The organism is Methylobacterium sp. CM6257 (assembly GCF_054611515.1).
Genome location: NZ_CM137735.1, coordinates 4,338,818 through 4,356,903, shown reverse-complemented (window position 1 = coordinate 4,356,903; position 18,086 = coordinate 4,338,818). Strand labels below are relative to the sequence as shown.

Annotated in this window: 15 protein-coding genes; 12 read left to right on the top strand and 3 right to left on the bottom strand. The window is 69.8% G+C overall.

Annotated features, from left to right (window positions below):
* The first annotated feature begins 17 nt into the window (after positions 1-17).
* From ftsA to ACYCO6_RS21275, 6 genes are all read left to right on the top strand, one after another.
* Positions 18-1,340: a cell division protein FtsA gene (ftsA, locus tag ACYCO6_RS21300; RefSeq protein ID WP_459763027.1), complete on the top strand. Its 1,323-nt coding sequence runs from the start codon at positions 18-20 to the stop codon at positions 1,338-1,340.
* An 87-nt stretch (positions 1,341-1,427) separates the two neighbouring features.
* The gene (gene ftsZ / locus ACYCO6_RS21295) at positions 1,428-3,167 is read left to right on the top strand and encodes a cell division protein FtsZ (protein ID WP_459763025.1); all 1,740 of its coding nucleotides are present in this window, start codon (positions 1,428-1,430) and stop codon (positions 3,165-3,167) included.
* A gap of 437 nt (positions 3,168-3,604) precedes the next feature.
* Positions 3,605-4,552 (top strand): UDP-3-O-acyl-N-acetylglucosamine deacetylase, encoded by a 948-nt coding sequence (lpxC, locus tag ACYCO6_RS21290; protein WP_459763023.1) that lies wholly within the window; start codon positions 3,605-3,607, stop codon positions 4,550-4,552.
* Positions 4,553-4,745: 193 nt separating this feature from the next.
* Complete coding sequence (locus ACYCO6_RS21285; protein WP_459763021.1) at positions 4,746-5,627, top strand: outer membrane protein assembly factor BamD; 882 nt, start codon at positions 4,746-4,748, stop codon at positions 5,625-5,627.
* A 172-nt stretch (positions 5,628-5,799) separates the two neighbouring features.
* A complete protein-coding gene (gene recN, locus ACYCO6_RS21280; protein WP_459763019.1) occupies positions 5,800-7,473 on the top strand; it encodes a DNA repair protein RecN in 1,674 nt (557 codons plus the stop codon).
* A 113-nt stretch (positions 7,474-7,586) separates the two neighbouring features.
* Positions 7,587-7,790 (top strand): hypothetical protein, encoded by a 204-nt coding sequence (locus ACYCO6_RS21275; protein WP_459763017.1) that lies wholly within the window; start codon positions 7,587-7,589, stop codon positions 7,788-7,790.
* Positions 7,791-7,812: 22 nt separating this feature from the next.
* On the opposite strand, the gene ACYCO6_RS21270 is transcribed toward ACYCO6_RS21275, so the two are convergent.
* Positions 7,813-8,058, bottom strand: a complete 246-nt coding sequence (locus ACYCO6_RS21270) for a hypothetical protein (protein WP_459763015.1) — start codon at positions 8,056-8,058, stop codon at positions 7,813-7,815.
* 232 nt (positions 8,059-8,290) lie between these two features.
* Between ACYCO6_RS21270 and pstS the strand changes: the two genes are divergently transcribed.
* The 6 genes from pstS (at position 8,291) to phoB (ending at position 13,851) form a co-directional block, all read left to right on the top strand.
* Positions 8,291-9,331, top strand: a complete 1,041-nt coding sequence (gene pstS, locus ACYCO6_RS21265; protein WP_459763013.1) for a phosphate ABC transporter substrate-binding protein PstS — start codon at positions 8,291-8,293, stop codon at positions 9,329-9,331.
* 85 nt (positions 9,332-9,416) lie between these two features.
* Positions 9,417-10,394, top strand: a complete 978-nt coding sequence (pstC, locus tag ACYCO6_RS21260; RefSeq protein WP_459763011.1) for a phosphate ABC transporter permease subunit PstC — start codon at positions 9,417-9,419, stop codon at positions 10,392-10,394.
* A gap of 12 nt (positions 10,395-10,406) precedes the next feature.
* Positions 10,407-11,297 carry a phosphate ABC transporter permease PstA gene (gene pstA, locus ACYCO6_RS21255; protein ID WP_459763009.1) on the top strand — a complete coding sequence of 297 codons (891 nt, stop codon included), beginning with the start codon at positions 10,407-10,409 and terminating at the stop codon, positions 11,295-11,297.
* Positions 11,298-11,319: 22 nt separating this feature from the next.
* Complete coding sequence (gene pstB, locus ACYCO6_RS21250; RefSeq protein WP_459763007.1) at positions 11,320-12,135, top strand: phosphate ABC transporter ATP-binding protein PstB; 816 nt, start codon at positions 11,320-11,322, stop codon at positions 12,133-12,135.
* A gap of 112 nt (positions 12,136-12,247) precedes the next feature.
* Positions 12,248-12,967, top strand: a complete 720-nt coding sequence (phoU, locus tag ACYCO6_RS21245) for a phosphate signaling complex protein PhoU (RefSeq protein WP_459763005.1) — start codon at positions 12,248-12,250, stop codon at positions 12,965-12,967.
* A 188-nt stretch (positions 12,968-13,155) separates the two neighbouring features.
* Positions 13,156-13,851: a phosphate regulon transcriptional regulator PhoB gene (phoB, locus tag ACYCO6_RS21240; RefSeq protein WP_459773644.1), complete on the top strand. Its 696-nt coding sequence runs from the start codon at positions 13,156-13,158 to the stop codon at positions 13,849-13,851.
* A gap of 10 nt (positions 13,852-13,861) precedes the next feature.
* On the opposite strand, the gene ACYCO6_RS21235 is transcribed toward phoB, so the two are convergent.
* Together ACYCO6_RS21235 and ACYCO6_RS21230 are read right to left on the bottom strand one after the other, a co-directional pair.
* The gene (locus ACYCO6_RS21235; RefSeq protein ID WP_459763003.1) at positions 13,862-16,024 is read right to left on the bottom strand and encodes a protein-disulfide reductase DsbD family protein; all 2,163 of its coding nucleotides are present in this window, start codon (positions 16,022-16,024) and stop codon (positions 13,862-13,864) included.
* A 120-nt stretch (positions 16,025-16,144) separates the two neighbouring features.
* Complete coding sequence (locus ACYCO6_RS21230) at positions 16,145-17,983, bottom strand: aminopeptidase P family protein (RefSeq protein ID WP_459763001.1); 1,839 nt, start codon at positions 17,981-17,983, stop codon at positions 16,145-16,147.
* Positions 17,984-18,086 lie beyond the last annotated feature (103 nt).

The following is an 18,086-nucleotide window of genomic DNA, read 5'->3' as shown; positions in this document are numbered from 1 at the left end:
CGCGTCCGGTAGCGTCAATGCACAGCCAACACGGCCTCACGCCGCGCTTGAAGCCGCTCTCCGCCCGGCGTTCGACCACCCTTTCGGTGCTCGACATCGGCACGAGCAAGGTGGTCTGCCTCATCGCCGAGCTGCAGCCTGCAGAGGCGCTGACGACGCTCCGCGGCCGCACCCATCTCGCGCGCATCATCGGGATCGGCCACCAGCGCTCGCTCGGCCTCAAGGGCGGCGCCATCGTCGACCTCGCCGCCGCCGAGGGCGCGATCCGTCAGGCGGTGCACGCCGCCGAGCGGATGGCTAAGGTCGAAGTCCAGTCGGTCATCGTCAACATGTCGGGCGGGCGGCTCGCCTCCCAGCATTTCCAGGCGCGGGTGAATGTCCGCTCCGGCACCGTCACGGGCAGCGACGTCGAGCGGGTTCTGGAGACTGCGAGCGCTCATGGCGTCAGCCCCGGCCGGGCCGTGCTGCACGCCCTGCCCACCGGCTACGCGCTGGACGGCCAGGGCGCGGTCATCGACCCGTCGGGCATGATCGGCGAGGCGCTCAGCGTCGACCTGCACGTGGTGACCAGCGAGCTGGCCGCCGCCCGCAACGTCATGCTGGCGGTGGAGCACTGCCACCTCGGCGTCGAGGCGGTGATCGCCACGCCCTACGCGGCCGGGCTCTCGGCGCTGGTCGACGACGAGGCCGAGATGGGCGTCTGCGTCGTCGACATGGGCGGCGGCACGACGAGCGTCGGCGTGTTCTCGGGCGGCCACCTCGTCCACGTGGACGCCCTGGCGGTCGGCGGCCACCACGTCACCATGGACATCGCCCGCGGCCTTTCCACTCGCATGGCGGCGGCCGAGCGGCTGAAGACTCTCTACGGCTCGGCCCTCTCAACCCCGTCGGACGACCGCGACATGATCGCGGTGCACGGGGTCGGCGAGGACGAGGGCGAGGCGCCGGCCCACATCCCGCGCTCGCAGCTCGTGCGGATCATCAAGCCGCGCGTGGAGGAGGTGGTCGAGCTGGTGCGCGACCGCCTGCGGGACGCGGGCTTCGCCGCCCAGGCCGGTCGGCGCGTGGTGCTCACGGGCGGCGCCAGCCAGCTCGTCGGGCTCCCCGAGGTCGCCCGCCGCGTCCTCCAGGGCCAGGTGCGGATCGGACGGCCCCTCGGCATCCGGGGCCTGCCCGAGGCCGCCAAGGGGCCGGCCTTCTCGGCGGCGGTCGGCCTGCTGGTTTACCCGCAGGTGGCCCATGCCGAGCATTTCGAGCCGCGGGGGCACGGCGCCTTCGCGGCCACGGGAACGGACGGCTATCTGCACCGGGTCGGCCGCTGGATCCGGGACAGCTTCTAGGTTTCGCCCCCGCCCTACGGGCGGATTGAAAAGAATCCGGCGCCGCGGCGTCGCACGGACAGCACAGTTAGCGAGAGGCTCGACACCATGGCCATCACCCTCCAGGCGCCGGACATCCGGGAACTGAAGCCCCGCATCACCGTCTTCGGCGTCGGCGGCGCCGGCGGCAACGCCGTCAACAACATGATCGAGTCGGGCCTTCTGGGCTGCGAGTTCGTCGTGGCGAACACCGATGCGCAGGCGCTCACCTCCTCCAAGGCCGAGCGGGTGATCCAGATGGGCCTGGGCGTCACCCAGGGCCTCGGTGCCGGCTCGCACCCGGAGGTCGGCTCTGCCGCCGCCGACGAGGTGATCGATGAGATCCGTGACCAGCTCTCGGGCGCCCACATGTGCTTCATCACCGCCGGCATGGGCGGCGGAACCGGCACCGGCGCGGCCCCGGTCATCGCCCGCGCCGCCCGCGATATGGGCATCCTGACGGTCGGTGTCGTGACGAAGCCCTTCCAGTTCGAGGGCATGCGCCGGATGCGCACCGCCGAGGCCGGCATCCAGGAGCTGCAGGCCGCGGTCGACACCCTGATCGTGATCCCGAACCAGAACCTGTTCCGGGTCGCCAACGAGAAGACCACCTTCGCCGACGCCTTCGCGATGGCCGACCAGGTGCTCTACTCGGGCGTCGCCTGCATCACCGACCTGATGGTGAAGGAAGGTCTCATCAACCTAGACTTCGCCGACGTCCGGGCGATCATGCGCGGCATGGGCAAGGCCATGATGGGCACCGGTGAGGCGTCGGGCGAGAAGCGCGCCAACCGCGCCGCCGAGGCTGCCATCGCCAACCCGCTCCTCGACGACGTCTCGATGAAGGGCGCCCGCGGCCTGCTGATCTCGATCACGGGCGGCTCGGACCTGACCCTGTACGAGCTCGACGAGGCTGCCACCCGCATCCGCGAGGAGGTCGACCAGGACGCCAACATCATCCTGGGCGCCACCTTCGACGAGAGCCTCGACGGCATCATCCGCGTGTCGGTGGTCGCCACCGGCATCGAGCCGGCGCTGATCTCGGCGAACTCGCCGAACAACCCGGCGATCGCCGAGACCGAGCAGCGCATCGCCGAGGTGGCCGAGCGCCTGCGCGCCGAGGCCCGCGCCCGCGCCTCCTCGCCGGTCCCGAGCATCCGGACCGAGTCGGCCGCTCCGGCGCAGAGCTCCGCTCCGGCGCCCGTCGCGCCGCAGCCGGCTCCCGAGATGCGGGCCGAGCCGCGGATCGAGGCCGCCGCGCCGATGACCCGCGACGACGTCGTGCTGGCCCCGGCCCAGCCGCGCGCCGCCGCGCCCTTCGTTCCGCCGCCCGCGCCGCAGCCGGCCGAGCCCGCGCCGCAGTTCCAGGCCGGTCCGTTCGTGCCGCCGCGCCCGGCAGCCCCGGCGGGCGCTCCGCTCGCGCGCGCCCCGCGGATGCCGCAGATCCACGAGCTGCCGCCCATCGCCCAGACCCAGATCATGGCGAACCGCGCAGCCGAGGAGGCCGCTCCGGAATCCAAGCGGACCTCGCTCCTGCGGCGCCTCGCGACGGTGGGCTTCGGCGGCCGGCGCGACGAGATGGAAGGCGCCGCTCCCGCCGCCCGGACCGCGCCCCCCGTCGCCCCGCAGCCGCAGCTGGCCCAGCCGCACGTGCCGCCGGCGCCGCGCGCTCCGGCCGCTCCGGCCGTCCCCCAGTACCGCCCGGCACAGGGGAGCCTCGACGCCCAGGGCCGCGTCGCGCCGCAGTCCCGGATGATGGACGACGACCAGCTGGAGATCCCGGCCTTCCTCCGCCGCCAGGCGAACTGAGCGGACCGACAGCGAGAAGGAGCGTGAGCCGGCGGGAAACCGCCGGCTCTTCGTGCTGGACCGCGACAACTCACGGTTGATTTCTGAAGATGCGCACCGATCCTCCGGCTTAACGCATGTCATGTTTTGCCGGGTCGCGTGGTGCATACGCGCCACAGAACGGCCGCCTGTTAGCCACGCATTAACCAACCTTTAAGCCTCTGTTGCAGCTGCATTTTGCTGCGAAGCGCAGGCAAGCGTGTCTGTAACAGAGCGTAAGAATCCGTGATTTGGCTGGCCTATGCGGTGCAGCTATAGAAGCGTCGAGACCGACAAGACACGCACCGGGACACAACCTGGTCGCGTGGGCAGGGGCATCAAGCAGCGGACGGATCAGCCAGTTTCCTCACCATCCCCAGTCGGGGTGGCGGGACCTGATCGCGGCCGGGGGCTAAGGAATGCGAACGCATAAGCAGACGACCCTCAAAGGGCCGGCGACACTTTCGGGCATCGGGGTCCATTCCGGTAACCCCGCCGAGATCACCATCCGACCCGCTCCTGCCAATCACGGCATCGCTTTCCTCCGAACCGGCACCACCCACGGCAATGACCGCCTGATCAAGGCGCATCACGCCCTTGTCTCCGCCACCGAACTCTGCACCGTCCTGGGTGACATCGAGTCCGGCGCGGTCGCCACCGTTGAGCACCTGATGTCCGCCCTCTACGGCCTCGGCGTCGACAATGCCCTGGTCGAGATCGACGGCCCCGAGATGCCGATCCTCGACGGGTCCGCGCTCCCCTTCGTCCAGGCAATCGATCACGTCGGGATCGCCATCTCGGATACTCCTCGGCGCTGGCTGAAGATCCTCCGCCACGTCCGAATCGAGACCGGGACGTCCTTCGCGGAGCTCCGCCCCATCGACCGGGGCTTCCGCCTCGACGTCGAGATCGATTTCGAGAGCCCGGTGATCGGCCGCTCCCGCAAGGCAATGGACCTCTCGCCCGCCTCCTACCGCCGCGAGATCGCCGGCGCACGGACCTTCGGGATGATGCGAGACGTTGAGCGCTACTGGAAGGCCGGGTTCGCCCTCGGCGCCTCGCTTGAGAACACCGTCGCAGTGGGCGAGACCGCGGTGGTGAATCCCGAGGGGCTGCGCTTCCCGGACGAGTTCGTCCGGCACAAGATCCTTGACGCGATTGGCGACCTTGCTCTGGCCGGACTGCCGATCCAGGGCGCCTACCGGTCTTATTGCGGCGGCCACCGAATGAATGTCGGCGTGCTCTCCGCCCTCTTCGCCGACCGGGCCAATTACGCGATCGTCGAGGCCCAGGGCTCGCGGCGTGAGACAGTCCTCTCCGAGCTGAGCGTCGGTCTCGGCATCGCCGCCTTCGTGAGCGACCTCTGAAAAAACCAGCTGTGGCCCGAGGGCAACAGTCAGAAACCGATCCTGGCCGCCGCAGCGTTGCCGCTTTCGTGCCCGAATCGAACGTCACGGTTTAACCGTCCGTGAACGGAAGGCACGGCCCGGAAGGGTCGGATCCAACTCACGCGATGGCACGACGGCGCGGGACGGCGCCGGTTCCGGGAAAGAGCGCCAGATGCCTGTCACCATTCGTCATCGCCGGGCGGCGGCCTTCGTGGCGCCTCTCGTGGCCGTCCTCGGCCTGGGCCTCGGCGGCTGCGACTTCGACCCGACCAATCTCTTCGCCGAGAAATACAAGCCCGAGGTCGTTCCGGATGTTCCGGCCGACAAACTCTACAGCGACGGCTTGGCCAAGCTCGAGGACAGCGACTACGAGGGCGCCGTCAAGAAGTTCGACAGCCTCGACAAGCAGTACCAGTATTCCGAATGGTCTCGGAAGGCGCTGCTGATGACAGCCTACGCGAATTACGAGGGCCAGAAATACGAAGACGCGATCAGCGCCTCGAAGCGGTACCTGCAGCGGCACCCGGCCAGCAAGGATGCCGCTTACGCGCAGTACCTGATGGCGATGTCGAACTATAAGCAGATCCCCGACGTGACCCGGGACCAGGAACGGTCCGAGAAGGCGCTCGTGGCCCTGCAGGAGCTGGTCCAGAAGTATCCGACGTCCGAATACGCTGCCGACGCGAAGGCGAAGATCCAGATCACCCGCGACCAGCTCGCCGGCAAGGAGATGGAGGTCGGGCGCTTCTACCTGGAGAAGCGCAACTTCCCGGCGGCGATCAACCGCTTCCGCGATGTGGTGGCCAAGTACCAGACCACCCGGCACGCCGAGGAGGCGCTGGAGCGCCTGACCGAGGCCTACTGGGCGCTCGGCATCACCCAGGAGGCGCAGAACGCTGCCGCGGTGCTTGGGCACAACTTCCCGGAAAGCCCCTGGTACAAGGACGCGCACGCACTCCTGGCGCAGAACGGCCTTGAGCCCCGCGAGGAGAAGACGTCCTTCCTCTCGAAGATCTACCGGACGGTGACGGGCAAGACCGCCTCGGCCGAGTGACGCGCCGGGCCGGCCCCCGGCCCGAACCGCACCGCTTGAGGGCCCGGAGCCGCCGCTCCGGGCCTTTGCCGTTGCGGCGCACCGGCAGATCGGTGCGACGCATTTTTGGGGTGAATCCGCGCCGCAGCGGCCTTATGTCTGCGGTCCCATTCTGAGGAATCTCCGTCGCCGCATGCTGGCGCAGCTCGCGATCCGCGACATCGTCCTGATTGACAGGCTCGAACTGAATTTCCGGACAGGCCTGAGCGTCCTGACCGGGGAGACGGGTGCGGGCAAATCGATCCTGCTCGACGCCTTCGCGCTGGCGCTCGGCGGCCGCGGCGACGGCCGTCTGGTCCGCCATGGCGAGGCACAGGGCGTCGTCACGGCGGTGTTCGACCTTCCCCTCGACCATCCGGCGCGCCGGATCGCCGCCGAGGCCGAGATCGATACCGAGGGCGATCTCATCCTGCGCCGGACGCAGATGGCGGACGGCCGCACCCGTGCTTTCGTCAACGACCAGCCTGTGGGCGTGCAGGTGCTCCGGGCCATCGGTGCCGCACTCGTCGAGATCCACGGGCAGCACGACGACCGGGCGCTGGCCGATCCCGCCTCGCACCGGGCGATCCTCGACGCCTTCGGCGGTCTCCAGGGCCAGCTCGCCAAGGTCGGAGCGGCGTCCCGGACCGTGCGCGCGGCCCGCACCGAACTCGCCGAGCACCGCGCCCGCGTGGAGGCGGCCCGCAAGGAGGCCGACTTCCTGCGCCACGCCGTGGAGGAACTCGCCGAACTGGCGCCCCAGCCGGGCGAGGAGGCCCAGCTCGCCGAGCGCCGCAGCATCATGCAGCAATCCGAGAAGGTCGCGCGCGAGCTCAACGAGGCGCTGGACGCCGTCGGCGGTCCGCATTCCGGCGTACCCCATCTCTCGGCCGCCCTGCGCAAGCTGGAGCGCCGGGCCGCGCAACTCCCGGCGCTCGTCGATCCCTGCGTGAACGCCCTGGACGCCGCGCTGGTGGCCCTCGACGAGGCCCGCTCAGTGCTCGACGCGGCCGTGGCCGAGACGGAGTTCGATCCCCGTGATCTGGAACGGGTGGAAGAGCGGCTCTTCGCTCTGCGCGCGGCCTCCCGCAAATACGATGTCCCGGCCGACGACCTCGCCGCCCTGGCGGAGCGCTATGCCGGGGACGTGGCGGCGATCGACGCCGGCGAGGTGGCGCTGTCCGCCCTGGAACAGGCGCTCGCTCAGGCCGAGACCGACTACGCCGAGGCGGCCGAGAAGCTCAGCGCCGGCCGGCGCCGCGCGGCCAAGCAGCTCGATGCCGCCGTGAAGGCCGAGCTGCCGCCCCTGAAGCTGGAACGCGCCCAGTTCATCACCGAGATCGCCACCGACCCGGACTCACGCGATCCGGCCGGGACCGACCGGGTCGAGTTCTGGGCGCAGACCAATCCCGGGACCAAGCCGGGTCCGATGATGAAGGTCGCCTCGGGCGGTGAGCTGTCGCGCTTCATGCTGGCGCTTAAGGTGGTCCTGGCCGACAAGGGCTCGGCCCCGACACTGATCTTCGACGAGATCGATACGGGGGTCGGCGGCGCCGTGGCCGACGCCATCGGCCTGCGTCTCGCCCGGCTGGCAGCGACCGTGCAGGTGGTCGCCGTGACCCATGCGCCTCAGGTTGCCGCCCGTGCCGACACGCATTTCCTGATCGCCAAAACACCCGTGAAGGGTGCCGGCCGTGTGGCGACCCGCGTCGCAAGCCTGCCGGTGGCGGAGCGCCGGGAGGAGATCGCCCGGATGCTGGCGGGCGCCACGGTGACCGACGAGGCCCGGGCGGCCGCGGCCAGGCTCCTCCAGGGCGCCGACGCGTAAACGCCCGTCAACCTTAACCGTTGGTTGTGGTTAAAGCTTCATTAACTATTTGCAGTGAGAGTTTCCCGATCCCGGCGCCGTAGCGGGCCTGCGCGGTTGATGGGCGGGAGGGAATGATGAAGCCGTCACTCGTCGAGCCGAACGGGCATTCGCATGCGGGGCCGCCGTCGAAGCAGGCGCTCGATACGCGCCAGCTCGGCCTTACCCTCCGCACGGTCTATGAGGGCAGCGTCGACACCCAGCCGATCACCGACACCCATGTGGAACTGCTCCTGCGGCTGCGCCAGAAGGAGCGGGAACTGCGCCGGGCGAGCTGAGCGGACGCCGCCCTGCGACGCACTACCAGCGGCGCGCGCCCGGCCTTCGGCGGTATTCGGCGGCCCGAATCAGAGTCAGGACGCGGTCGAGGCTGACGAGCAGTTCCGCCTCCTCCAGCCGTGCCTGGTCCACCGTCTTGGGATCGGTGCTGAATTTCTGACGCGCCTGCGCGAGCGCCAGCGCGCGTTCGAGGGACTCCCGTTCGGCATGCAGGGCAAGCCAAGCCGGGTCGGCCTCTGTGTCTGCGTCGGCTTCCTCGCCGCCCACGATTCGAGCTTCCTTCTGTCCGCCTCGTCGGAGTTGAACGCGCGAGGTCCATGAACCGTGCCGCGCGAACCGCAGCGCGATGTCATGCCGGTGTCATCTATCTGTCGTAACCGCCCGGACATCGGGCGGCCGGCGCTGGGTCTCGTTGAAGATCGGCCGCAGGGCTCTGCCGCGGGCATAGGCTTGCCGGCGGAGGAGCGCAGGCTCTTGCCCGACGGCAACGGAGATTCCCTTGAGACCCTTCGCTTACGCGCTCGCCGTCGGCCTCGCGACGGTTCAGCTGGCGTCCGCAGCGCTCGCCGCCGACATCACAGGCGCCGGCGCCACCTTCCCCTTCCCGGTCTATTCCAAATGGGCTGAGGCCTATCGCAAGGAGACCGGCTCGGGCCTCAACTATCAGTCGATCGGCTCTGGCGGCGGGATCAAGCAGATCCAGGCCAAGACGGTCGATTTCGGCGCCACCGACGCGCCGCTGAAGGCCGAGCAGCTGTCCAAGGACGGGCTCGTCCAGTTCCCGACCGTCATGGGCGGCGTGGTGCCGGTGGTGAACATCCCCGGGATCGAGCCGGGCAAGCTCAAGCTCACCGGCGACGTGCTGGCCGATATCTACGCCGGCAAGATCTCCAAGTGGACCGATCCGCGGGTCACGAAGCTCAATGAGGGGCTGAAGCTGCCCGACGCGAACATCACGCCGGTCTACCGCTCGGACGCCTCAGGCACGACCAACATCTTCACCACCTACCTCTCCCAGGTCTCCGAGCCCTGGAAGAAGGAGTACGGCGCGGCCACGACGATCTCCTGGCCGGTGGGGCAGGGCGGCAAGGGTAACGAGGGCGTGACCGCCACCGTGAAACAGGTGCCGAACGCCATCGGCTACGTCGAGTCGGCTTACGCCAAGCAGAACAAGCTGTCCTACGCGCTGCTTCAGAACAAGGCCGGGAAGTTCCCGCAGCCCGACGACAAGGCGTTCCAGGCCGCGGCCGCCAGCGCCGATTGGAAGGCGGCCCCGGGCTTCGGCATCTCGCTCACCAACCAGCCGGGCGACGACGCGTGGCCGATCACGGCGGCGACCTTCATCCTCGTCCACAAGGATGCGGTCGATCCGGCCAAGGCCGGTGACGTGCTCAAGTTCTTCGACTGGGCCTACAAGAAGGGCGACAAGCTCGCCTCGGACCTCGACTACGTCCCGCTGCCGGACAACGTCGTCGAACTGATCCACGAGGAGTGGAAGACCGTGAAGGGTAAGGACGGCAAGCCCGTCTTCAACATGTGAGCGTGGCCGGGAGGGGGCTGCGGTCTCCTCCCTCGCATCTCGGATCGCACCGCGCTACCACGCCACCTTTCGCAGAGAACCGCGGATGCCCGCTTTGACAGAAACGATTGCTTTTGCCCGACCCCGTGCTGCGACCGCACGGAAGGGGCCGAGCCGGAGCGTCGATAACCTGTTCCGGGCCTGCGCCTACGGGGCGGCGCTCCTCGTTCTGGCCGTACTCACCGGTATCCTCGGCTCGATCCTGTACGGAGGCTGGCCGGCCTTCCGCGAGTTCGGCTTCGGCTTCCTGACCTCAAGCGCCTGGAACGTCGGAACCGAGCAGTACGGCGCGCTCGTCGCCGTGATCGGAACCGTGGCCTCAGCCTTCCTGGCCCTCCTGATCGGCGTTCCGATCTCCCTGGGGATCGCCATCTTCCTGACGCAGCTCTGCCCGGGCTGGGCGCGCAAGCCGGTCGCCATGACGATCGAGCTGCTCGCCGCGGTGCCGAGCATCATCTACGGCATGTGGGGGCTTTTCATCTTCGCCCCGCTCTTCGCGCGCTTCGTCGAGATCCCGGTCTCCAACCTCGTCGAGGGTCTGCCCATCGTCGGTACCCTGTTCTATGCCCGGGTGCCCTCCGGCGTGGGCGTGCTCACCGCAGGCATCATCCTGGCGATCATGATCGTGCCGTTCATCGCCTCGATCGCCCGCGACATGCTCGACCAGATCCCCACCGTGCTGCGCGAGAGCGCCTACGGTATCGGCTGCACCACCTGGGAGGTCGTCCGCTACGTGCTCGTGCCCCAAGCCGCCGTCTCGATCATCGGGGCGATCATGCTCGGCCTCGGGCGGGCGCTCGGCGAGACCATGGCCGTGACCTTCGTGGTCGGCAACGCCAACCGCCTCTCGGCCTCGATCTTCGACCCGAGCTCGACCATCGCGTCGCGGATCGCCAACGAGTTCAACGAAGCTGACGGCCTCCAGCTCAACGCGCTGATGGCTTTGGGCTGCATCCTGTTCGTGATCACCTTCGTGGTGCTCATCATCGCCCGTCTGCTGACGCGCCGCGTCACGGCCGCCTGAGGAGTTCGCGCGATGGACGCCTCCAACCCGATCAAACCCGCCGCGCCCCGGCGTGCCGGCCGCGTCCGCCAGGGCCGGCGCATCGCCGACCGGAGCCTGCGCGTCGCCTGCACGGCCGCCACGGCCGTCGGCGCTGTGGTGCTGGGGTCGATCCTCGTGATGCTGATCGTTCAGGGCGTGCGCGGCTTCACGCCGGCCCTGTTCGCCAACCCGACCCCGGGGCCGGGCTCCGAAGGCGGCGGTATCGCCAACGCGATCCTGGGCAGCTTGGTGCTCACCGGGATCGGCATCGCCATCGCCACGCCGATCGGCGTCATGGCCGGCACGTATCTCGCCGAGTACGGCCGCGCATCGCGCCTGGCGACCCTGATCCGGTTCCTGAACGACGTGCTGCTCTCGGCGCCCTCGATCCTGATCGGCCTGTTCGTCTACACGCTGATGGTGCGGCCGATGGGGACCTATTCGGGCTGGGCCGGGGGCGTGGCGCTGGCCATCATCGCGGTACCGGTGATCGTGCGCACCACCGAGGATATGCTGCGACTCGTGCCGGGAACCCTGCGTGAGGCCGGTGCGGCCCTCGGCGCCCCGCCCTCGACCGTGATCACCAGCGTGACCTGGCGCGCAGCCTCGTCCGGCATCGTGACCGGGATCATCCTGGCGCTGGCCCGCATCGCCGGCGAGACGGCGCCGCTCCTGTTCACGGCGCTCAACAACAACTCCTGGTTCTCCGCCGACCTCATGGGCGGCGTCGCGAACCTGCCAGTAATGATCTACCAGTTCGCGCTGTCGCCGTATCCGAACTGGCAGGGCCTGGCCTGGGCCGGGGCGCTCCTGATCACCCTAACGATCCTGGCGCTGTCGATCATCGCGCGCGTCGTGATCAAGCCGCAGACCTCGCGCTGAGACCCTTTTCGAGGACACGACGATGAACGCCGCCTCCGCGAGTCCCACGGTCGACCTGAACCGCAACCGCGCCGACGAGGGCGGGCCGGTGCGGATCGCCGTGAAAGGGCTCAACTTCTACTATGGGGCCTTCCACGGGCTGAAGGACATCAACATCAACTTCCATGACAGGCAGGTCACGGCGCTGATCGGCCCGTCCGGCTGCGGGAAGTCGACGCTGCTGCGCTGCTTCAACCGGATCTACAGCCTCTACCCGGAGCAGCGAGCGGAGGGCGAGATCCTGCTCGATGGCGAGAACATCCTCGACCCGTCCATCGACCTGAACGAGCTGCGCTCGCGCATCGGCATGGTCTTCCAGAAGCCGACGCCGTTCCCGATGTCGATCTACGACAACGTCGCCTTCGGGCTGCGGCTCTATGAGAAGCTGCCGAAATCCGAGCTCGACGGCCGCGTGGAGGAATCGCTCCGCAAAGCCGCCCTCTGGGACGAGGTGAAGGACAAGCTGCGCCAGTCGGGCACGGGCCTCTCGGGCGGCCAGCAGCAGCGCCTGTGCATCGCCCGCACCGTGGCCCAGCGCCCGGAGGTGATCCTGTTCGACGAGCCGACCTCGGCGCTCGATCCGATCTCCACCGGCCGGATCGAGGAGCTGATCGAGCAGCTGCGCGACGAGTTCACCATCGTGATCGTCACGCACAACATGCAGCAGGCGGCGCGCATCTCGCAGTTCACCGCCTTCATGTATCTCGGCCAGCTGGTCGAGTTCGGCCCGACCAGCCGGATGTTCATGAATCCGACGGAACGCCGCACCCAGGACTACATCACCGGCCGTTTCGGCTAACCTGTTCGAACGATCCGGCACCGGGGAACGCCAACCGGCATTCGCCGGCGCGGCGGCGGATCCACCGGACCCGACGGATCGCTTTTCGCGGGCCCCCATCGAAGGATCCACCATGCCCGGCCATATCGTCACCTCCTACGACACCGACCTGGAGAACCTGCGTCGCTCGATCTCGGAGATGGGCGGCGTGGCCGAGAAGATGACGGCGGAGGCGACCGACGCTCTTGTGCGCCGGGACGACGCGCTCGCCCAGACGGTGATCGTCGCCGACAAGCGCCTCGACGCGCTCCAGCGTGACATCGAGGAGCGCGCCGTGCTGCTCATCGCCCGGCGCCAGCCCCTGGCGATCGACCTGCGCGAGACCATCTCGGCGATCCGCGTCTCCGGCGATCTCGAGCGGATCGGCGACCTCGCCAAGAACGTCGCCAAGCGCGTCGTCGCGATCTCCGACCAGGCGCCGGCGCAGAAGATCGTGCTGGGCGTGCGCCACATGAGCGACCTCGCGGAGGGCCAGCTCAAGGACGTGCTCGACGCCTACGCGAGCCGTGACGTCCAGGCGGCCCACGACGTCTGGGAGCGCGACGGCGAGATCGACGCGCTGTACAATTCGCTGTTCCGCGAGCTCCTGACCTACATGATGGAGGATCCGCGCAACATCTCGTTCTGCACGCATCTCCTGTTCTGCGCCAAGAACGTGGAACGCATCGGCGACCACACCACCAACATCGCCGAGACGATCCACTACCTCGCCACCGGCGAGACGCTGGCGGGCGACCGGCCGAAGAACGATGCGTCGAACTACGCGACGGTGGACGGCAGGCAGGCTCCGTAAGAGCGAGCCGCTGCCGTCCAAGCGCGGCGCGCGCTCCTTCCTGTGGCGCGCCGCCCGAAAATCGGAGGGTGTGGGTTGAGGCTGAGCGGCGCCTCCCGCACCATCCGCCGGCCCGCCCGCTCCGGAGGGAGCCGGCGAGCCCGCAGGCCGAACGGCGCCGCCTCGTGAACGGGTCATCGAACGTGAGCATGCAAGTCCTGATCGTCGAGGACGAGGAGGCGCTGACCACCCTGCTGCGCTACAACCTGGAAGCCGAGGGCTTCGTGGTGGATTCGGCCGCGCGCGGCGACGATGCGGAGTTGCTCCTGGCCGAGCGGATCCCCGATCTGGTCCTGCTCGACTGGATGCTCCCGGGCCTCTCGGGGATCGAGCTCTGCCGCCGCATCCGCGCCCGCCGCGAGACAGAGCGGCTGCCGGTGATCATGCTCACCGCCCGCGGCGAGGAAGGGGACCGGGTCCGGGGCCTCGGAACGGGCGCGGACGATTACATCGTCAAGCCGTTCTCCGTGCCGGAGCTGCTCGCCCGGATCCGCGCGCTGCTGCGCCGGGCCAAGCCCGCCCATGTCTCGGACCGCCTGGCCGCCGGCGATCTCGAACTCGACCGCACCGGCCACCGCGTCCGCCGCGGCGGCGAGGAGCTGCATCTCGGCCCCACCGAGTTCCGGCTGCTGGAATTCCTGATGCTGGCCCCGGGCCGGGTCTTCTCCCGCGAGCAGCTTCTCGACGGGGTCTGGGGCCACGACGTCTATATCGACGAGCGCACGGTGGACGTGCATGTCGGGCGGCTGCGCAAGGCGCTGAACGGCCCGCGCCAGCCCGACCCGATCCGCACGGTCCGCGGCTCCGGCTACGCCTTCGACGAGACCTTCTCGCTGGAGGCTTAGCCGCGCCCGCTCAGCGGGTCAGCGCCGCGCTCTTGCCGTCCTTGGCCGCCGGCACGGAGTCCAGGGCCGCCAGCACCGTCCCCTCGGTGAGGATCTGCGGCAGCACCTGAGGCTCTCCCATTCCCGTGTAGAGCAGGTAGAGCGGCACGCCGCTGCGCCCGTGCTTCTCCAAGAGGCGGGTGATCTCCGGGTTCTGGTTGGTCCAGTCCCCCTTCAGGTAGGTCACGCCCCGCTCCGCCATCGCGGCCCGTACGGCCTTGGTGGAGAGCGAGGTCGTCTCGTTGACCGCACAGGTGATACACCAAGCCGCGGTGAGATTGACGAAGACCGGCCGCCGCCCGTTCACCAGGGTGTCGAGACGGGCCTGGGTGAAAGGCTCGATCCCGCTGGCGGCGGCCTGCACCGCCGGAGCGGCGCGGTTCTGGGCGAGGGCCAGCGTGAGGCCCCCGACGGCGATGAGCGCCAGGACCGCGCAGGCCCGGGCAATCGGCCCCGCCATCCGCGACGCACCGCGCCCGTGCTCCCAGGCCCAGGCGCAGAAGCCGACCAGCACGAGGCCGATCAGCGCCATGAGGAGCCCCTGCGGGTCGACCTGCTGGGCCAGGACCCAGATCAGCCACGCCACCGTCGCGTAGACCGGGAAGGCCAGGACCTGCTTGAGGGTCTCCATCCAGGCGCCCGGCCGGGGCAGGGCCCGCAGGGCCGGCGGCCAGAGGGTGAGCGCCAGGAAGGGCAGGGCGAGGCCGAGCCCGAGGCTCGCGAACACCGCGAGCGCCACGCCGGCGCTCTGGGTCAGCGCGAAGCCCACCGCCGAGCCCATGAACGGTGCCGTGCAGGGCGTCGCCACCAGCGTGGCGAGGACGCCCGTGAAGAAGGAACCGCTCAGCCCCGCACGCCGGGCCAGGCCGTCGCCGAGACCGGCGAGGCGTCCGCCGATATGGACCGCCCCGGACAGGCTCAGGCCCATCGCGAAGAGCAGATAGGCGAGCCCCGCCACCACGGCGGGCGATTGCAACTGGAAGCCCCAGCCGATCGCCGAGCCACCGCCTTTCAGGGCGATCAGCAAGGCGGCGAGGACCAGGAAGCTCGCCAGCACGCCGGCCGTGTAGGCGAGGCCGTGCAGGCGCAGGCGGCCCGGGCTCTCGCCGGCATGCCGCACGAGGCCCAAGACCTTGATCGACAGCACCGGGAAGACGCAGGGCATCAGGTTGAGGATCAGCCCGCCGAGGAAGGCCAGAGCCGCCGCGGCCGCGAGGGTCAGCGTGTCGGCGGCTGGCGCGGGCGGGGGCGCCGGACTCTCCGCTATGGAGACGGGCACCGGAGCGGCCGGCTCGTCGCCATAGGCGAAGGCGAGACGGTTGGTGCCGGCATCGGTCACCTCGTCCAGGGTCAGGACACCGGGTAGTCCGACGGGCGCCGGATCGGTCGGGCTGCTCCGGGCCAGAGTCAGGTGCAGCCCGGCCTCGTCGACGGACATCACCTGCGCGGCCGCGTTGTCGATCGCCGTCTCGGCATAGGGGAAGTAGGCAACGTTGCGGATGGTCTCGGGCTTGAGCCCGGCCGCCGCGAAATCGAGGCGCAGCGTGTCACCCTGGCTCGACAGGCGCAGCGGCCAGATGGCCGGTGCGGGCAGGGCGGCCCGGGCGCGCGCGAAGAGTCCGGCCGTCTCGGGATCGGGCCGGGGCTCTCCCACCGGCAGGGTCAGGGCGAGATCGGCCGAGCCGGGCACGCATTCGGTCTCGCAGACGAGATAGGTCAGCTTGGCCTGGATCCGCACCGGGTCGGCCGGATCGAGGCTCGGCGGCGGTGTGACCGGCACGAGGAGCGTGACCTCGCCCTCGTAGCCGTAGTTCATCAGCGTGGCGATCGGGATGCGCTCCGGCGCCGGCCAGCGGATCGCACCGGCAGTGAAGCCGGCCGGCAGGGTCCAGGTCACCTCCGGCGGCAGGCCCGAATCCCCCGGATTGCGCCAGTAGACGTGCCAGCCCGGCTTCACCTGCATGTGCACGGCCAGGGTGAAGGGCTGCGCCCCCGCCAGAGCCGCCGGCTCGGCGACGAGGCTCGACCGAACGAGGTCGGGGGGCGTCCGGAAGCCCTGGTTGAGTCCTTGCGCCGCCGCGGCCGTGAGGCTCGCGGCCAGCACCATGACCAGGATGGCGAGGCGGCGGATCATGCTGTCCCTTCGCGCGCAAGGCGGTCGCGGTTTCAGGCGCGGCGCCTTCGAGCCCGGCGCGGCTTTTTCCGTGGCGGCGAGCCTTAGCATGGTAGGCGCGAGCGGTCGCGGGCCGGGTCCTCAGTTCGGGAGCGGCGCGGTGGCGCGGTCCAGCCACGCGCGCGCCCCGTCGTCGAGGAGCGCGCCCAGTGTCTCCCGCACCCGGGCGTGATAGGCGTCGATCCACGCCCGCTCCTCTGGATCGAGGAGATCCGGTTCGATCACGCGCCGGTCGTAGGGCACGAGGGTCAGGGTCTCGAAACCGAGCATCGGGCGCTCGCCGCCGGGGATCTCGCGCGGCTCGACGAGGACCAGGTTCTCGATCCGGATGCCGTAGGCACCGCGGGCGTAGTAGCCGGGCTCGTTCGACAGGATCATACCCGGCTCCAGCGCCACCGTGCCGGTCTTGGCGATCCGCTGCGGCCCCTCGTGGACCGACAGGAAGGCGCCGACCCCGTGGCCGGTGCCGTGATCGAAGTCGAGCCCCGCTTGCCAGAGCGGCGCCCGGGCGAAGGCGTCGATCTGGGCTCCGGTTGTGCCCTTCGGGAAGACCGCCCGGGCGATGGCGACGTGCCCCTTGAGCACCCGGGTGAAGCGGTCGCGCATCGCGGCGTTCGGCTCACCAACCGCGACGGTGCGGGTGATGTCGGTGGTGCCGTCCGGATATTGCGCCCCGGAATCGATCAGGAACAGCTCGCCGGGTCGGACGGACCGGTCGCTGGCACGGGTCACCCGGTAATGGACGATCGCCCCGTTCGGGCCGGAGCCGGAGATCGTCGGGAACGATACGTCGCGCAGGTCGCCGCCGGCCGCCCTGAAATCCTCCAGGGCCTCGACGGCGGCGATCTCGGTGAGGTCGCCCGCGGCGGCCGTGCCGTCGAGCCAGGCGAGGAAGCGCACGACGCTGGCCCCATCGCGGATATGGGCGGCCCGGGCCCCGGCGATCTCGGCGGCGTTCTTCACCGCCTTCATCCCGGTGATCGGATCCTTGCCGACGTCGGCGACGCCGCCGGCGGCCTCGATCTTCTCCTTCAGGGCCACCGCGCCGGTGACCGCGTCGAGGCGCACGCGCACGCCGCCGAGCGAGGCCAACCCGTCATCGAGTCCGGCCCGGGGCAGGATCTCGGCCACCGGCGCCAGGGCCGCCCGCAGGGCCGGATCGACGTTCGGCGAACCGAGGAACAGCCGCGCCGGGCCCTCCCGCGGCAGGATCGCGTAGCCGAGGGCCAGGGGCGTGTGGCCGACATCGGAACCGCGCAGGTTAAAGGCCCAGGCGAGATTGTGCGGATCGGAGACCACCAGGGCGTCACAGCCGCCCTCGGCAAGGGCCGCGCGCACCCGGGCGAGCTTGTCGGCCGCCGCCTCGCCCGCGAGCGTTTCCGGATGGGCGACCACCGGACCCGCGGGGGGTTTCGGGCGTCCGGCCCAGACCGCGTCCACGAGGTTCGGGACGGCACGAACCGTGCCGCCCGCCTTCGCGGCGGCCCGTTCCAGGCGCGCCAAACCGTCCGGCGTATGGAGCCAGGGATCATAGCCCAGCACCTGATCCCGCTTGAGATTGGCGCCGATCCAGGCTTCCGGCGTCGATTCGGCCAAGGGCACGACCGCCACGAGGCCGGTATCGACCTGCTCGGGCGCCTGCAGGGTGTAGCGGCCGTCCACGATCAGCGCTGCGGATTCCATCAGGATTACGGCGGTGCCGGCTGAGCCGGTGAAGCCCGTGAGCCAGGCCAGCCGTTCGGCATCCGCCGGCACGTACTCCGACTGGTGCTCGTCGGCCCGCGGCACGACGAAACCGTCAAGGCCGAACTCGCGCAGACCCGCGCGCAGGGCCTCGATCCGCTCGGACCCCTTGCGATGGCTCGGATCGTCGAAGGTCTGGAAGCGTGGGCGGGTCCGGGACGGGCTTGTCTCTGTCATGGGCGGAGCCTAGCCCCCGCCGCTCCCGGGTCGCAACCGCGTATCAATCGTTACGGCACATGCTAATCTAGGGATTAAAGATCGCGAACAATCTTATCACGTC

Excerpts from the sequence above, each read along its gene's own strand:
- ftsA (WP_459763027.1), top strand. The coding sequence starts at position 18 with ATGCACAGCCAACACGGCCTCACGCCGCGCTTGAAGCCGCTCTCCGCC.
- recN (WP_459763019.1), top strand. The coding sequence starts at position 5,800 with ATGCTGGCGCAGCTCGCGATCCGCGACATCGTCCTGATTGACAGGCTC.
- ACYCO6_RS21285 (WP_459763021.1), top strand. The coding sequence starts at position 4,746 with ATGCCTGTCACCATTCGTCATCGCCGGGCGGCGGCCTTCGTGGCGCCT.
- ACYCO6_RS21235 (WP_459763003.1), bottom strand. The coding sequence starts at position 16,024 with ATGATCCGCCGCCTCGCCATCCTGGTCATGGTGCTGGCCGCGAGCCTC.
- pstC (WP_459763011.1), top strand. The coding sequence starts at position 9,417 with ATGCCCGCTTTGACAGAAACGATTGCTTTTGCCCGACCCCGTGCTGCG.
- ftsZ (WP_459763025.1), top strand. The coding sequence starts at position 1,428 with ATGGCCATCACCCTCCAGGCGCCGGACATCCGGGAACTGAAGCCCCGC.
- phoU (WP_459763005.1), top strand. The coding sequence starts at position 12,248 with ATGCCCGGCCATATCGTCACCTCCTACGACACCGACCTGGAGAACCTG.
- pstB (WP_459763007.1), top strand. The coding sequence starts at position 11,320 with ATGAACGCCGCCTCCGCGAGTCCCACGGTCGACCTGAACCGCAACCGC.
- ACYCO6_RS21230 (WP_459763001.1), bottom strand. The coding sequence starts at position 17,983 with ATGACAGAGACAAGCCCGTCCCGGACCCGCCCACGCTTCCAGACCTTC.
- ACYCO6_RS21275 (WP_459763017.1), top strand. The coding sequence starts at position 7,587 with ATGATGAAGCCGTCACTCGTCGAGCCGAACGGGCATTCGCATGCGGGG.
- pstA (WP_459763009.1), top strand. The coding sequence starts at position 10,407 with ATGGACGCCTCCAACCCGATCAAACCCGCCGCGCCCCGGCGTGCCGGC.
- phoB (WP_459773644.1), top strand. The coding sequence starts at position 13,156 with ATGCAAGTCCTGATCGTCGAGGACGAGGAGGCGCTGACCACCCTGCTG.
- lpxC (WP_459763023.1), top strand. The coding sequence starts at position 3,605 with ATGCGAACGCATAAGCAGACGACCCTCAAAGGGCCGGCGACACTTTCG.